14 protein-coding genes are annotated in these 14,929 nt (G+C 56.2%); 1 reads left to right on the top strand and 13 read right to left on the bottom strand.

Annotated elements, in window-relative coordinates; genetic code table 11:
* Positions 1 to 9: 9 nt before the first annotated feature.
* Positions 10 to 1,086, top strand: coding sequence for an AI-2E family transporter (locus N3G78_08495; GenBank protein ID MCX8117953.1), 1,077 nt, complete (start codon positions 10 to 12; stop codon positions 1,084 to 1,086).
* 61 nt (positions 1,087 to 1,147) lie between these two features.
* Here N3G78_08495 and N3G78_08490 read toward each other — a convergent pair whose 3' ends face one another.
* The 13 genes from N3G78_08490 to N3G78_08430 all read right to left on the bottom strand — a co-directional run.
* The gene (locus N3G78_08490) at positions 1,148 to 2,116 is read right to left on the bottom strand and encodes a zinc-ribbon domain-containing protein (protein MCX8117952.1); all 969 of its coding nucleotides are present in this window, start codon (positions 2,114 to 2,116) and stop codon (positions 1,148 to 1,150) included.
* Positions 2,117 to 2,307: 191 nt separating this feature from the next.
* Positions 2,308 to 3,507: an electron transfer flavoprotein subunit alpha gene (locus N3G78_08485; GenBank protein ID MCX8117951.1), complete on the bottom strand. Its 1,200-nt coding sequence runs from the start codon at positions 3,505 to 3,507 to the stop codon at positions 2,308 to 2,310.
* Between the two features lie 52 nt (positions 3,508 to 3,559).
* The gene (locus N3G78_08480) at positions 3,560 to 4,357 is read right to left on the bottom strand and encodes an electron transfer flavoprotein subunit beta/FixA family protein (protein MCX8117950.1); all 798 of its coding nucleotides are present in this window, start codon (positions 4,355 to 4,357) and stop codon (positions 3,560 to 3,562) included.
* 11 nt (positions 4,358 to 4,368) lie between these two features.
* Positions 4,369 to 5,151, bottom strand: coding sequence for an enoyl-CoA hydratase-related protein (locus tag N3G78_08475; protein ID MCX8117949.1), 783 nt, complete (start codon positions 5,149 to 5,151; stop codon positions 4,369 to 4,371).
* A gap of 14 nt (positions 5,152 to 5,165) precedes the next feature.
* Entirely contained in the window at positions 5,166 to 6,449 is a 1,284-nt protein-coding gene (locus N3G78_08470) for an acetyl-CoA C-acetyltransferase (protein MCX8117948.1), read from the bottom strand.
* Between the two features lie 332 nt (positions 6,450 to 6,781).
* A complete protein-coding gene (locus tag N3G78_08465) occupies positions 6,782 to 7,207 on the bottom strand; it encodes a HEPN domain-containing protein (protein MCX8117947.1) in 426 nt (141 codons plus the stop codon).
* Positions 7,204 to 7,422, bottom strand: coding sequence for a hypothetical protein (locus N3G78_08460; GenBank protein MCX8117946.1), 219 nt, complete (start codon positions 7,420 to 7,422; stop codon positions 7,204 to 7,206). Before N3G78_08460 ends, N3G78_08465 begins: the two co-directional genes overlap by 4 nt.
* Before the next feature lie 449 nt (positions 7,423 to 7,871).
* The gene (gene hemG / locus N3G78_08455; GenBank protein MCX8117945.1) at positions 7,872 to 9,374 is read right to left on the bottom strand and encodes a protoporphyrinogen oxidase; all 1,503 of its coding nucleotides are present in this window, start codon (positions 9,372 to 9,374) and stop codon (positions 7,872 to 7,874) included.
* A gap of 10 nt (positions 9,375 to 9,384) precedes the next feature.
* The gene (gene hemH, locus N3G78_08450; GenBank protein MCX8117944.1) at positions 9,385 to 10,338 is read right to left on the bottom strand and encodes a ferrochelatase; all 954 of its coding nucleotides are present in this window, start codon (positions 10,336 to 10,338) and stop codon (positions 9,385 to 9,387) included.
* A gap of 100 nt (positions 10,339 to 10,438) precedes the next feature.
* The gene (hemE, locus tag N3G78_08445; protein ID MCX8117943.1) at positions 10,439 to 11,470 is read right to left on the bottom strand and encodes a uroporphyrinogen decarboxylase; all 1,032 of its coding nucleotides are present in this window, start codon (positions 11,468 to 11,470) and stop codon (positions 10,439 to 10,441) included.
* Between the two features lie 21 nt (positions 11,471 to 11,491).
* Complete coding sequence (locus N3G78_08440) at positions 11,492 to 12,994, bottom strand: leucyl aminopeptidase (GenBank protein MCX8117942.1); 1,503 nt, start codon at positions 12,992 to 12,994, stop codon at positions 11,492 to 11,494.
* A gap of 51 nt (positions 12,995 to 13,045) precedes the next feature.
* Positions 13,046 to 14,251 (bottom strand): PD-(D/E)XK nuclease family protein, encoded by a 1,206-nt coding sequence (locus N3G78_08435; GenBank protein ID MCX8117941.1) that lies wholly within the window; start codon positions 14,249 to 14,251, stop codon positions 13,046 to 13,048.
* Positions 14,252 to 14,305: 54 nt separating this feature from the next.
* A partial coding sequence (locus N3G78_08430; GenBank protein ID MCX8117940.1) for an integrase core domain-containing protein occupies positions 14,306 to 14,929 on the bottom strand: 624 nt, incomplete at its 5' end.

The raw sequence follows: 14,929 nt of genomic DNA, 5'->3' as shown, positions 1-14,929 counted from the left end.
GAATTCCCTATGAGAAGAGAGCACATCTTTCTCATCTTCATTCTACTTTTGGCCTCCCTCACTTTTTACTATCTCTACCGGATCCTCTCTCCCTTTCTGACCCCCCTCCTCTGGGCAATCCTTCTGGCCATCGTCTTCTACCCCCTCTTCCTGAAACTTCAACGTTTCTTTAAGGAAAAAAAAGTCCTTCCGGCCCTGATCATGACGTTCTTCGTCCTTCTTTTGATCCTCCTTCCGGCCGGGCTCCTCATCGTCGCCCTCGCCAACGAGGTCATCGATTTTTACCACCGCCTCGAGGAGATGATCAAAACCGGCCAACTCCAATCCTATCTGGACCGCCTCCTGGAATTTTCCATGGTCAAAAAGGGAATGGAACGGCTGAAACCCTACGTGGATGTCTCCCAGGCCGACCCGATCAACTTTCTGCTCAAGAATGTCCAACAGATCAGCACCTTTCTCTTCACCCAGACCTCCAACCTCCTTCGATCGATCTCCACCTTTCTCGTCAGTTTCTTTTTTACCCTTCTCTCCCTGTACTACTTCTTCAAGGATGGAGACCGCCTCTTAAAAAACCTGAGGGAGATCCTGCCCCTTCGTCCCAAAGAGCGCGAAATCATCCTTCAGCGATTTAAAGAGATGGTCTCGGCTACGATCTATGGAGGGATTTTGATTGCGATCCTTCAGGGGGCTTTGGGAGGCTTCTCTTTCTGGATTTTGGGACTCTCTTCCCCGATCTTCTGGGGGACGGCCATGGCCTTCCTCTCTTTCATCCCGATGGGAGGGACGGCCCTCATCTGGGGGCCCGCGGCCATCCTCCTCCTCTTTCAAGGGGCTTTTTTAAGGGGCCTCCTCCTTTTGGCGTTGGGGGTCCTGCTGATCGGGATGGTGGATAACTTTCTTCGGCCCCTGTTCGTCAGCTCCCGAACGAATATCCATCCCCTCCTGCTCTTCTTTTCCGTACTCGGAGGGATCCAGGCCTTCGGCATGATCGGCCTGGTGGCGGGACCGTTGATCATGACCCTTTCGCTCACCCTGATCGAAATCTACACGAAGGGGATCAAGACACAGGGCTCCTCGGGGCCTTGACTTTGGCGAGGAGGGAACCTCCAACCTCCCAAGGAGCACGATCGTGCGCCCCGACTTCGACTTAGACCGACGGGGCCTCGACAATCTCCACTTTAAACTCCTTGGCCTGGGGGGGCAGTTCTTTAAAGAGGACCATGAAGGGGAGGCCGCTGCCGGGAGGGAGCATCGTCTCCTTCTCCGTTTTCGGCTGGAGGACCATATCGCCCGCGAAGAACGAGGCCGGGAGATTCTTCAGCTCACTTCGATTGAGGGTAGGACCGCAAAGGGCTTCCTTTTCAGCCACCCTGATCTTGTTCTGATCAAAGATCGTCACCTTCACCTTGATGAATCGCTTCAACTTGGTCGATTGGTTTGTAACTTTTCCTTCGATAATATACAGGGAAAGCTCTCCGACCTTTTCCTCATGGGCGACGAGGTCTTTGAGGACCAATCCCTCCGACTCAATTCCCCAAAGCTTCTCCCATAACCGGGTGACCTTCCCGATCGGGTCGCTCAAAGAGGTAGCCAGACGGCCTCCAGACTTTAGCTCTGTCCAAAGGTAAAAAAGGGTCAGGAGCAAAATCGTCACGATTGCAAGAAGGGCGAGGAAGCGTGGAAATCTCGGCCTTCTTCTCCTGACCTTCCATAAATCTTGCGCTGCCTTCCGAGGTGGCTCTTGTACCGGGCTTTTGGCCTCCTCCGGTGTCGGGGGTTCGAAAGGTTGGGCCGGTCTCGAAGGCGGGGGGGTCGTGAAAAGGCCCTCGCCTTCTCGTTCTTCACCCAGGCCTTCCATTCCTGAGGGCGCCACCCTTTCTTCCTCTTCCTCCTCCTCCATGCCTCGTTGGCCCTCCGGCTGCTCGGTCCCGATCAGCTCCTGATGAAACCGGGCAAAGGATTCAAAACTCTCCGCCACCTGCTCCTGGGACTCTGGAGGCCGAACGACATAGAAGACGTGTTTGCACCTGGAGCATCGAACCTTGGCTCCCTTCTCAGATACGCGCGAATCGTCCAGATGATACTTGGTCAGGCAGGAGGCGCAGGTCACGATCATGGGAGGCACCCTCCATCTAATTTTCCAAAATTATGATGAAAGGGGAAGAAAAAAGCAAGGAAAAAAGAGGGAGAAGGGGAAGGCCCCCCGTCCGACTCCAATGCGTCGTCGCCCCACCCCATTGCCGAGGGCTTGAAGCCCGGCCGGGGGGTATGGGACATGGAAGGGAGGGTTCAAAAGGGACGATCGACCTACCGCCCCAACCTCTTCTTAAATTCGTCCCTGAGCATGGGGACGACGGTGAAGAGGTCTCCGACGATCCCGTAGGTGGCGATTTTAAAGATGGGGGCCTCTGGATCTTTGTTGATCGCGACGATGATATCTGAGGTTTTCATGCCCGCCTGGTGTTGGATGGACCCTGAAATCCCGCAGGCGATGTAGATCTTCGGCCTGACCGTGCGACCGGTTTGGCCCACCTGGTGTTCGTAGGGGATCCATCCGGCATCGACCGCGGCGCGCGAGGCACCGACCGCGGCCCCCAAGACCTCGGCCAGTTCCCGGATCACCTTGAAGTTCTCCGCGCTTCCGATGCCTCTTCCACCTGAAACGATGATCTCCGCATCGGCCAGGTTGACCGTTTCGGTTCCCTTGATGAATTCTAAGACCTTTGTCCGGATCTGATCCTCCGTCATGGGAAGGGGTTCCCGGATGACCTCTCCTGTCCTCGAATCATCCCTCGGAGGCATGGGAAAGACCTTGGGCCTGACCGTGGCCATCTGGGGCCGATAGTTGGGGTAGTCGAGGATGGTGGCCATGATATTGCCCCCAAAGGCAGGCCGGGTCTGTCTCAGATACTTCGTCTCCGGATCGATCTCCAGTCCCGTGCAGTCGGCCGTCAACCCGGTCTCAAGGGTGGTCGCCACCGTGCCTGCAAAGTCCCTCCCCTGGATCGTGGCGCCCATGAGGACAATTTCGGGTTTGTATTTCCGGATGAGGTTGACCGCGGCACAGGCATAGGGATCGGTCCGGTAGGGTTCCAGAAGCGGGCTTTCCGTCACATAGACTTTATCGGCGCCGTAAGCGAAGGCCTCCTTGATGAACCCCTCGACCTCATGGCCTAAAATGAACCCGCACAATTTGCATCCGAGGGCGTCGGCCAGTTTCCTCCCCTCACCGAGGAGCTCGAAAGAGACGCTGGAGACCTTCCGATTCTCATGCTCGATGAAGACCCAGACGTCTTTGTAGCTGGCGGCATCGATGGCGACGGCTTTCTCATCCTTTTCAAGCGTGATGGCATTCACCGGACAGACATCCACGCAGGCCCCGCAGAAGGTGCACTTCTCGTCAACGACCGCCACCCCTTCCTTCATGCTGAGGGCCCCGAAGGGGCAGGCAGGGATACAGGCTTCGCATCCCGTGCAGGTCTCTTTATCGATGATCAGGTTGGCCATTCTTGCTCCTCCTATAACCTTGGGGTCGAAAGGGTCGATGGGATTTTTTATCTCACTTGATGAATTTCGACTCCATCAATTTGTCCACGAGCAGGGGCACCACCTCGGTCAATTCACCCTTTAGGATCTCCCCACCACCTCTCGGCTCGGGGGTGAAGATCTTGGTCACCCAGGTGGGCGATCCCTTCAACCCGATGCGGTTCTCGTCGGCCTGGATATCCTTGGCGGTCAGGGTGGGGATCTGGGCCTTGGCCGCTTTCTTGATGCCGAGGAGAGACGGGAGCCTCGGTTCATTGATGTCCTTGACCACGGTGATCAGGGCAGGCAGGGAGGATTCGACCACCTCTTTTCCGTGCTCAAGAAGCCTCTCCACGACGATCCTTTTCTGTTCGACACGGATCTCCCTCACCTTGCAGACGTAGGTGAGCTGCGGGATCCCAAGCCGGGTGGCGATCCCGGGCCCCACCTGAGCTGTATCTCCATCGATGGCCTGCTTTCCGCAAATGACCAGGTCCGCTCCCCCGATATATTCGATCGTCTTGGAGAGGGCATAGGCGGTGGCCAATGTATCGGACCCGGCAAAGGCCTTATCCGAAACGAGGTAGACCTTGTCGCAACCTCGGGCCAGGGCATCTTTGAGGACCGTTTCTGCTTGAGGGGGGCCCATGGTGATGACGTGGACCTCGCCCCCGTACTTCTCCTTGGTCCGGAGGCCCTCTTCGATGGCAAACTCGTCAAAGGGGTTGGTGATGCTGGCCACCCCTTCCCGGATCAGCGTATTGGTTTCGGGGTTGATCTTCACCTCGGCGGTGGTATCGGGAACCTGTTTGATGCAGACGACGATCTTCACCTCACTCCTCCTCATCTTCCTTTAAAAACGGGTTTTCGTTTCTCCACAAAGGCCCGCATCCCTTCCTTCTGGTCCTCGGAGGCGAACCCGATGCCAAAGGCATAGGCCTCGAGGTTGCAGGCCTCGGTGAGATCCATATTGAAACCGCTGTCGATCACCATCTTCGCAAGCCTCACCCCGACCGCACCGTTCGAGGCGATCTGGAGGGCGACCTTCTTCGTCTCCTCCAACAGGTTCGGCTGGGGGACAACCTTGTTGACGATCCCCATCTCGAAGGCCTCCTGGGCGGTGATCATCTTACCCGTGAAGATCAATTCCTTCGCCCTCGCCTTCCCGATCAGGCGGGGAAGCCGCTGGGTCCCTCCGAACCCCGGGAAGATCCCGAGGGTCACTTCAGGAAGGCCGAATTTCGCATTCTCCGAGGCGTAGATAAAGTCACAGGCCAGGGCGATCTCCGTCCCGCCACCCAAGGCGAACCCGTTGACCGCCGCAATCACCGGGCAGTGGAAGTCCTGCAACATCTTCAAGGTATGGTGGCCAGCCCTTGAAAAGTTGAGGGCCTCGATCGAATTCATCTCCTTCATCTCGACAATGTCTGCCCCGGCCACGAAGGCCTTCTCTCCGGCGCCCGTGAGGATCAGGGCCTTCAACCCCGGCCGTTGTCCCGCCTCGGCAAGGGCGAGCTGAATCTCCTGAAGGGTCTCCCGGTTGAGGGCATTGAGCGCCTTGGGTCGGTTGATCGTCAAGATCCCGATCTCGCCTTCGAACGTGAGCAATAGATTTTTATATTCCATGGTGCCTCCTTTGGTTAACCCCTCTCCACCACCATGGCCATCCCCTGGCCACCGCCGATGCAGAGGGTGGCCAGTCCAAGATTCACATTCCTCCGCCTCATTTCGTACAGGAGCGAGACGATCAATCTCGCGCCCGTACATCCGATCGGATGCCCCAAGGAGATTCCGCTTCCATTCACGTTGGTCTTTTCGATGTCGAACTTCAGCTCCCGGATACAGGCGATGGCCTGGGAGGCGAAGGCCTCGTTAAGCTCGATCAGGCCGATGTCTCCGAGGGAAAGACCGGTTTTTTTCAGGACCTTTCTCACCGCGGGGATGGGTCCTAAACCCATATAAGCGGGATCGATCCCTGCAGAGGCATAAGCCTTGATCTTCCCCAGAGGCTCCAGGCCGAACTCCTTGGCCTTCTCTTTGGACATCAAAAGGACCGCGGCCGCCGCATCATTGATCCCGGAGGCGTTGCCCGCGGTGACGGTCCCTCCCGATTTGAAGGCCGTGGGAAGTTTGGCCATCTTTTCGAGGGAGGTATCCATCGGCCTCTCGTCCGTATCGAAAAGGAGAGGGTCCCCCTTTTTTTGAGGGATGGAGACCGGCACGATCTCCTCTTTGAAAATCCCCTTCTGGATCGCCGCTCTTGCCCTCTGATGGCTGAGCAGGCCCATCTCGTCCTGTTCTTTTCTGGAAATACCATATTTCTCTGCGATATTTTCAGCGGTCATTCCCATATGGTATCCATAGAAGATCTCAAAGAGCCCGTCGAAGACCATGAGGTCGACCATCTCCTGGTTGAACATCCTCGCCCCCCATCGACCCTGGGGAAAGGCATAGGGGACCTGGCTCATGTTCTCCATCCCGCCCGCGATGACCACCTCGGCTTCACCTGCGGCAATGGCCTGGGCACCGAGGGCGATCGCCTTGAGGCCCGAAGCGCAAACTTTATTGACGGTAAAAGCGGTCGTCTCCTTCGGAACCCCTCCGAGGATGAGGGCCTGCCTGGCCGGGTTCTGACCCTGTCCAGCCTGAAGGACATTGCCCATGATCACCTCGTCCACCTCGATCTCTTTGAGAGAGGCATCCCACTGGTAATGGGTCTTCTCAAGGTCGGTCATGCCTGCCCCTTTCAGCATATCCGGTCCGATCTCCCCATACTCCTTTTTGGGGATGGGCTTCAGGCACGCTTTTTTCAAAACCTCCCGGATTACCGTGGCTCCCAACTTTACCACCGGAACCTCCTTCAAGGAGCCTCCGAAACTGCCGATGGCCGTCCTTGCGCCGCTCACAACAACGACCTCTCTCATCTGGGCCTCCCCTCGCAAATGATATTTTTCACAAGTGTTTTTTCTTTAGCCGAAATAATCCCATTTGTCAATAACTTTTTCTGAATGCCCTGACAAAGTAACGGTTTAGCTCTGCGGATGGGAGGGGAGGAATCGAAGGGGATCCACTTCCGATATCCGGAGGGTTGAGGAGAAAACCCCCGGTTTTTTCACGGACCCCTTCTTGAAGGAGATGGTTTCAAATTAGGGGGCCGACTCTTCTTCTGGCCACCTCAGCTAATGGGCAAACCATTTCACATCCTATAGGGAGGTAGGCTTTTTGACTTCAGGAAACGCTCATAAAAAATGGGGGGCTAAGAGGGGTCTTTATTAAGAAACTGGGAGCAGATAGAATAGACCTTCTCAGCCCAGGTCTTGGCTGTTTCGGCATCATACCTTGAATAGAGACGATCCGGAGGGAGGTGAAGAACATCATCGCCATACATGCTCCGTTCCCGATCTCCCCGAAGGCTTCTTGAAATGAAGGCCATTTCCTCGATGACTTTCTTATCCAGGGAAGGGAAACGAGACGAGTAATCTTTTAGGATGCCTCCGACATCGTGCCATTTTGGAGGATCGATGCCCACCGAGATCAACAAAGCTTTCAGACAAAGCTCGACACATTCCTGTCCCAATCGAATCACATAAGGGAAATCCTCGTTACGGAAGGCCTCTCCCATCGTCCTGTAACGGCTGGTTGCCTGTTTGAAAAGCCCCTTGGCCAGCTCTTCGTTCGTCATATTTCAAAAATCTCTCCGGGCCGGTAGTCCGGTTTGAGATCCCAGTACCACATTTTCCCGACCTGAATCTTCTTGGCTCCCAGCCGCTCAAGTTTTTCCCTCACTCTACTCAGCAATCCTTTGAAAAAATCCTCTCTGTCATAGAGGATTTTTGCCTCCTCGATCATGTCGAAATAGATCCGAGACCCCAGGTTGGCCTCTTGAGGGGTCTTCAAGAGGGCAGAGATATAAGGAAACGAACCTCCTTCCTGGGTAGATTCCATTACCTCTTGGAGGAGCCGGGCAAAGAAGGCCTGTCGGTCCAGAGAGGATTCTGGTAACCCTTCGGCGATAATCAGGAGGTCTACATCCGATTCAGGGCCCATTTGGCCACGGGCCCAGGAGCCATAAAGGACGACGGATATCAATTTCTCCCCGAGGCTCTCCTCGAGCCTTTCCAATAGGGGACCCAGGACCCCTATCACCCTCTCCAAGGAATCTGGGAAGTTAAACGAGGCCATCGTGAATTTAAATTACCATGAAATTTAAAATCTTTGCAATCCAAAACTCAGAGGCCTAAAATTGTTCAAGACCCGTGGCTTGGGTGAAGCCTATGACCCAGCTGAATCGTGGCCCTCTCGATTCCGGCTTCCCCGGGATGAAATTCTTAAAGGTGGGGTTGGCCTCAATAGTAACGCTTCTCTTCGATATGGTCTTCAGCGAGATCGATCCCCCATTCGTTCAGGATTTTCGAAACGGCCTTCTCCCCGCTTTCCACACAGTTGGGAAGGCCAACGCCTCGATAACTCCCTCCCGCGAGGGCAAGCCCTTTGATCTCCGCGCTCCGCTTCTCGATCAATTCGACCCGCTGAAGGTGGCCAAGAATATACTGGGGCATCCCAAGGGGCCACCGATAGACCCGCGTGAAAAGAGGTCTGGCCTTCGGGTCAAGGCCGATGATCTCGCAAAACTCTCGATGGACTAATCGGACGAGCTCCTCGTCGGAAAGCGTTACCACCTCCTGATTGTGGGGCCCGCCCACGAAACCCCGGATGAGGACCTTGCCCTTGGGCGCCCGGCCCGGCCATTTCGTCGAGGAGTAGGTGGCCGCCAATAAGGACCGCCTTTCCACGAGGGGACAGAGTACCCCGAAGGCATTGAGATCAAAACCGACCTCCGACTCCCTAAAGGCAAACGAGACCGTCGCCGACGAAGACCACGGGATGGCCTTAAGGGCATCGGCGATGGCCTCGTCATGGGGTCGGATGAGTGGTTCCGCGGCCCAAGATTCCGTGGCGAGGATGACCCCGTCGGCCTCGATCGTCGAACCATCGGAGAGTTGAACCGCCCATCGGTCCCGTGCAAGTCGATGAAGGGCGAGGGCGGCGAGGCCTGTCCGCATCTTCTGCCGGCCTGCGACCTCTGCCATCCGGTCGGTCAGCTGCTGCATCCCGTTGACAAAGGAGGTGAAGAAGGTGCGGGGTTTCTGGCCCGGTTTGGGCGGGTATTTTCTTCGCATCTCCTCCACCATCCTGCGGACCGCAAGAAAACCCTTCAGGAGCGACCCATACTTCTGCTCCATTTCGAGGAGCCGGGGAAAGGTGGCGGCAAGAGACATCTTGGCAGGATCGGAGGCATGGATCCCTCCGACGAGGGGCTCGGCCAGCCGGTCCAGACACTCCCTCCCCATCCGCCGGACGACGAAACTCTCCAGCGTCTCGTCGTTTAGCTCGCCTGGCTTAATTTTCTTGGGAGGGATGAAAAACTCCATCCCCATTCGGATCTTGCCTGGCCACGAGAAGAGCCCCGTGGTCACGAAGGGAATAAACTTCGTGGGTGCAAACATCATCACGCCGTCCGGAAGGGCGTGAAGCCTCCCCCGGGAAAGGATCCAGGTCTTTCTCCGCGAATCGTCGGTGGGCAGTTCGTCGTCGAAAATCCCTGTTAATTTGGCCATCCGATGGCACGCTGGCTTCTCCGTGAGAAAGCAGTCCGGGCCTCCATCGACGATGAATCGTCCGTCTCCAGCCGGGTCGGGTACGATCTCGGTGAGGATCTTTCCCCCGAGGCGAGGATCTTTCTCGACCAGCAGGAAATCGACCTCATGGCCGAGGTCCGCCGCTCGCTTCACCTTAAAGGCGGAGGCCAGGCCAGCGATCCCCCCGCCGATAATGAGGATTCTTCTCATAGGATCTCCCTTACGAGGCGTCTTTCTCCGTCTGGATCCTTGGGTTCTTCCCGTCTGATGACCCAAGGGTCTTCTCGATGGCCAAGGCCAGAGCCTCCAGAAATGTTTCGGAGCAGTTCAGCGACTGGGTTCGCCTCAGCCTCATCCCGAATGAGCCGGCCTTTTCCCTGTAAACCCGATCGATGTCATATAGAACCTCGATGTGATCTGAGACAAAACCGATCGGCACGAGGAGGACGTCTCGAACCCCGATCCTCTTCAACTCCACCAAGACGGTCTCGACATCGGGGCCGAGCCATCTTCCAGGACCGCCTCCTCTGCTCTGAAACGCCAGGTGCCAAGAAACAGGTCCCAACCGATTCAACACCCCCTTGACACTCTGGACCATATCGGAAACATAGGGGTCCTCTCCAGCCACCGACTCCGGCAGGCTATGGGCGGTGAAGAGGAGATGGACCTTTCTTCTCTCCTCTAAACCATAAGGGGTTAATCCCTCCTCGATGCGCTCGGAGATCGATTGGAGAAAGAGGGGATGGAGATGCCACCCCTCCACGACGGTGAGGTTCAACCGATTCCCCAGGAGGCGGTTGGCCTGCCCAAGCGCCTCCCGATAGGCACCGGTAGTATATCGGGATCGAAAGGGAGTCATCGGAAGGGCGACGACCTCTTCAAAGCCGTCTCGGAGGATCCCTCTCAAGGTCTCCTCGATCAGGGGCTCGCTATAAAGCATGCCCACGTAGGAGCGAAGGGGATGGCCCCTTGCGTTCAACTTCTCCTCTAAGGCCTTCGCCTGCTGCTCGGTGATGGCCAAAAGCGGAGACTCTCCTCCGATGAGACGATACTTCTCCTTGACCCTCTCGACCAATGCGGAAGGGGGGGTTCGGCCCAAAAGCCGGGCGAGAAAGGAATCCGCATCTTCAGGGGATCGGGGGCTGCCAAAGGCCATGAGCAGGAGAGCCTTCATCGTCACACTTTTGCCTGGGGAAACGGAAAAGGAGGAATGAGGGTGAGAGGGCAATGTTTCATGCGCTGGACCTCCGATGGAGTCGTCCTCTTAGGTTGCGCTATACACTATATTCGTGAACCATATCCACCAGGGCGGACACATTTTCGACCGGAGTTTCAGGCAGGATGCCGTGACCGAGGTTGAAGATGTGGCCAGGACGGCCATCGGCCTGCCTGAGAATCCGTTTGACCTCCTTGCGGATCAAACTGAGCGGTCCGAACAGGGCCACTGGATCGAGGTTTCCTTGGATGCCGACATCGTATCCGACTTGGGCCCAGGCCTCGCCGAGGCCGACCCTCCAATCCACGCCGATCACATCTCCTCCTGCCTTCTTCATCAACGGAAGGAGGCCCGAAGTGGAGGTGCCGAAGTGGATGACCGGAACCTCCTTGCCCACGCTCTCCAGGACCTTCTTCGAATAGGGGAAGACAAATTCTCCGTAATCCTCCGGGCTCAGACATCCTACCCAAGAGTCGAACACCTGAAGGGCTTGGGCGCCGGCCCGGATCTGGGCCTTGAGGTATCGGATGAGCACGGTGGAGAGTTTCTTCATCAGAAGGTCCCAGACCTGGGGCGATCGATACATCATCGTCTTGGTCCGGATATACTCTCTGGAGTGTCCCCCTTCGATGAGGTAACTGGCAAGCGTGAAAGGGGCTCCAGAAAATCCGATCAGGGGGATCTTCCCGTCCAGTTCTTTCCGGACAAGCCGGATGGCCTCGAATAGAAAAGGGACCGCCTCTTCGGGATCGATGATCTTCAACCGCTCCACATCCTTCATCTCCCGGATGGGATGGCGAAAGACAGGGCCCTCTCCCTTGGCAAACTCAAATCCGGCGCCCATCGGCGCCAGAGGGATGAGGATGTCCGAAAAGATGATGGCCGCATCGAGCCTAAATCTCTTAACCGGTTGGAGCGTCACCTCCGCGGCGATCTCTGGCGTTTGACACATCTCCAAAAAAGAGAATTTTTTGCGGAGGTTGCGATACTCCTTCAGGTAGCGGCCGGCCTGCCGCATCAGCCAGACGGGCGTATAGGGGGTCGGCTTTCGATGACAGGCTAACAGAAAGGGATGGTCCCGTTCGCTCATGCCCCGTGGTTGGCCCCCTTTTCAAGGGGAGGGTTGGCCCCAATTTCGCAGCAGCTGGATGAGCAGCCTCACCCCCACTCCGGTTCCCCCTTTCGGGATATAGGGCCTCTCCTTCTCGAGAAAGGCGGGCCCGGCGATATCGAGGTGGACCCAAGGCGTCTTTTCGACGAACTTGCTTAAAAACATCCCGCCGATGATCGTGCCGGCGGCTCGGGTCCCCACGTTCCGGAAATCGGCCGTATCGCTTTTGAGGTAGTCAAAATACTCTTCCCATAAGGGGAGGCGCCAGACCTTCTCGCCCACCTTCTTCGAGGCCTCCTCCACCTTCTTCGCCAGGTCGTCGTCATTGCCCATCATCCCGATGACATGGTCTCCGAGGGCGATGATGCAGGCCCCCGTGAGGGTGGCCAGATCGATGATCGCCTTGGGTTGATACCGGAGGCTATAGGTGAGGGCATCGGCCAGGATGAGGCGGCCCTCGGCATCGGTGCTGATCACCTCCACCGTCTGTCCGGAGAGGGTCTTCAAGACATCCCCGGGTTTATAGGCCTTTCCGCTCGGTAGATTCTCCGTGGCCGGGAGGAGGCCCACCAGATGGAGGGGGATTTGAAGCTGGGCGGCTGCCTGGATCGCCCCGAGGACGGCAGCGGCCCCGGACATATCGCCCTTCATCCGGTCCATCCCCTCCGACGGTTTGATCGAGATCCCTCCGCTGTCGAAGGTGATCCCCTTGCCCACGAGGGCAATCGTATCCAACCCTTTCCCTTTGTTATATTCCAAGACGATAAATTTGGCGGGCTCCTGGGTGCCCTTGGCTACGGCGACGAAGGCTCCCATGCCCATGGCTTCGGCCTCATCGAGGCCGAAGACCTGAATATCGAGGGAATGGTTTTGAGCGATCTCCCTGGCCTTCTCGGCCAGGACCGTTGGCGTGACCCGATTGCTGGGGCCATTGACGAGGTCCCGGGCCATGCAGACCGCCTCGGCGATGATCTCGCCCCTCCTCGCCCCCTCCTGGAGGAGACGGATCTCCTGGTCCGTCTCGCCGAGAAGGATCGCCTCGTCGATCGTCTTGATCTTCTCCCGGTCCTTGGTCTTCAATTCATGGTATTGGTAGAGGCCGAGGACGAGTCCAATCACAAAGTTCTCCGAAAGATCTTCTTCCGAAAGGTCTTTCAACCTCGTCAACTCGTGGGCAAACTGTTTGATGCCCAACTCCCGGATAAACTGTCCGGCTTTGGAGACCGCCCCTCTCCACCGCTCCAGGTCGAATTCTTCCTTCTTCCCGAGGCCGGTGAGAAGGATCCTCTTGGCCGGAAGGGCCTTCTGCGTATGGATCAGCCGGCATTGATACAATTCCCCTTTGAATTCCCCCTGGCCGATCAGGTCCGAAATGAACCCGTTCCATTCCCGATCGATCTCATGGACCGGCCCCTCCAAGGCCTCGGGCGCCTCGAACGAAAAGAGGAGAAGAAGCTCACAGGGATACCTTTCGGCCACACCCTTCTCGACACGAATCTTCATCTCTCTATCCTCTCCTTAAGCGAACGGATGCCAAATCCCTCTTCAGGGTCTTCAATCCCTCTCTTTCAACTTAGATACGACGAGGGTACGGTTCTTCTCCACCGTGCAAAATTCTTTGACCTTCTGGACGAGCGAAGAAGGCCAATTCCCTCTTTCGAGCACCCTGGCGAGCATCCAGGGATTCAGGTCCGACACCTCCATCCACTTGCCGGCGCTCTTGATGATCTCGTCCAGGGCCTTCCGGGCGGGGTCTCCTTTCAGGGGATATTTTTCCTTGACCTCCACCTTGATTTTGGCCACATGGTCGCTTCCATAGATGGCCTCGATCGATTCCCTGTCCGCATAGGCCAAAAGCGCTTCCTCGATCTTCGCCAGTTCGGCATCGATCTCCCCTAAAAGGGCCCCCCGTTTCTCCTTCAACGCCACATACCGGTTCACCAGGTTGACCCCTTCCTCTTCGAGATACTCGTTGGGAGGGAGGTTCTCTGTGATCACCAGATGTCTTCGCTTGGGGCAGAGCCCTTGGTAATCGCACCAGTCACAGAGGGGCCCCTCTCTGGGGGCGAACTCCCGATCCGATTCGATCCTCCGGATCAGTTCGATCGTCTCCTGACGGAGCTGCTGGAGCTCTTCTTCGCTTCTTTTGGACTGGATCTCCACGTCAAAGACGAGGTAGTGCCAGATCAGCCGGATCTCCTTGATGTCTTTCCATCTGCCGTTCACCCCCATCTGATAAAAGGCCAGCTGCCGATCCGTCTCGATCTCCGTCTGGGTGGGGAGTCTTCCCGACGTCTTGTAGTCGTGAATCTCGATGATGGATTGGTCTACCAGGGTGAGACGGTCGATCACCCCGCGGATCCAGTACCCCCTCTCCTCTTCGAGAGGGAAATAGATCGTCTCTTCCAGCCCGATCGTCCTCCCCTGGTCGAAGGGGTAATAACGATGGTAATAATCTCTGAGGCATTTCTCTCCCAGACGCCGGTAATCCTCTGGGCCGTACTCCTTTCGGACGATCTGGACGGTCTGGCTCCAGTTCTTCTCCCAGCTCTGGTGGTAAAAGGAGAGGATCTCCTCGAGGCTGTTGAGTTTGGTCATCTTCAGGTCCCGATAGAGCTTCTCAAGGGCATCGTGGACCCTCGATCCCATGAAGGCCTCGATTCCTTCGGTATCCACCCTGATCTTGTCGATATAATGGAGACGATATTGATGGGGGCAAGTTTCGTAAGTGGAGAGCTGGGAGTGAGAATAGGCGGGCATGCCAGACCTCGAAGGTATCCTCAATGTTATTTTTAACAAGAAATCTCCCCCCTGTCAAAAGAGTCGAGGGTGGCCTTTGACCCTTCTTGCCTCACCGGAGCGAGAAAACCTCGAGAAAAGGTCATAGGTTAAGACATCGGCGCCAGCGGGTTGAATATTTTTAAGGAAGAAGATATCCAAATTTCCTCCGAGGATATCCAGATTTGTGATCGGGAAGATGGCTCCATATTTGGGGACCTTTCTATAGGAGAGAAGTTTTTCCATGGGGGTCATTTGGATCGTGGAATGGATTCTCTTTGTATTATACACCCATTGCCACCTCAGGGCTCTCCAGAAGAATTCATTTACGTCCTGACAGAGGTCTAATTGAGGGATGTAGAATTCGTTATCGTCGGTCTGATGAGATCTTTCTACAAAGGCATTCCATTCCTTCTTTCCCTTTGGGATATGGATCAGTTTGGCCCTGAGGGGAGAAAAGATCTGCCGATTTAGGTAGTGTAGTTTATCCACCGATTTGCCTCCAAACTCCTCCCCATTGTCTGTCTGGAAAGTAAGGCAATGGTCGATGCCCATCATTCTGAGGAAATAAAGGATCGTTAGCATAAAGGCTAACCCATTGGAAAAGCTCTTCTCATAGGAATAACTTAAGAACCTCAGCCTGGTTTTAATATCGATGGC

This window comes from Thermodesulfobacteriota bacterium, from assembly GCA_026415035.1.
Taxonomy (GTDB): domain Bacteria; phylum Desulfobacterota; class BSN033; order BSN033; family UBA1163; genus RBG-16-49-23.
Note: the sequence above shows the minus strand (reverse complement) of the source record. Positions and strands in the feature narration are given on the sequence as shown.

What these genes read in the sequence shown, in the direction of transcription:
- N3G78_08475 (MCX8117949.1), bottom strand. Translation starts at nt 5,151, where the DNA reads ATGGAATATAAAAATCTATTGCTCACGTTCGAAGGCGAGATCGGGATC.
- N3G78_08485 (MCX8117951.1), bottom strand. Translation starts at nt 3,507, where the DNA reads ATGGCCAACCTGATCATCGATAAAGAGACCTGCACGGGATGCGAAGCC.
- hemG (MCX8117945.1), bottom strand. Translation starts at nt 9,374, where the DNA reads ATGAGAAGAATCCTCATTATCGGCGGGGGGATCGCTGGCCTGGCCTCC.
- hemH (MCX8117944.1), bottom strand. Translation starts at nt 10,338, where the DNA reads ATGAAGGCTCTCCTGCTCATGGCCTTTGGCAGCCCCCGATCCCCTGAA.
- N3G78_08490 (MCX8117952.1), bottom strand. Translation starts at nt 2,116, where the DNA reads ATGATCGTGACCTGCGCCTCCTGCCTGACCAAGTATCATCTGGACGAT.
- N3G78_08495 (MCX8117953.1), top strand. Translation starts at nt 10, where the DNA reads ATGAGAAGAGAGCACATCTTTCTCATCTTCATTCTACTTTTGGCCTCC.
- N3G78_08435 (MCX8117941.1), bottom strand. Translation starts at nt 14,251, where the DNA reads ATGCCCGCCTATTCTCACTCCCAGCTCTCCACTTACGAAACTTGCCCC.
- N3G78_08470 (MCX8117948.1), bottom strand. Translation starts at nt 6,449, where the DNA reads ATGAGAGAGGTCGTTGTTGTGAGCGGCGCAAGGACGGCCATCGGCAGT.
- N3G78_08465 (MCX8117947.1), bottom strand. Translation starts at nt 7,207, where the DNA reads ATGACGAACGAAGAGCTGGCCAAGGGGCTTTTCAAACAGGCAACCAGC.
- hemE (MCX8117943.1), bottom strand. Translation starts at nt 11,470, where the DNA reads ATGAGCGAACGGGACCATCCCTTTCTGTTAGCCTGTCATCGAAAGCCG.
- N3G78_08440 (MCX8117942.1), bottom strand. Translation starts at nt 12,994, where the DNA reads ATGAAGATTCGTGTCGAGAAGGGTGTGGCCGAAAGGTATCCCTGTGAG.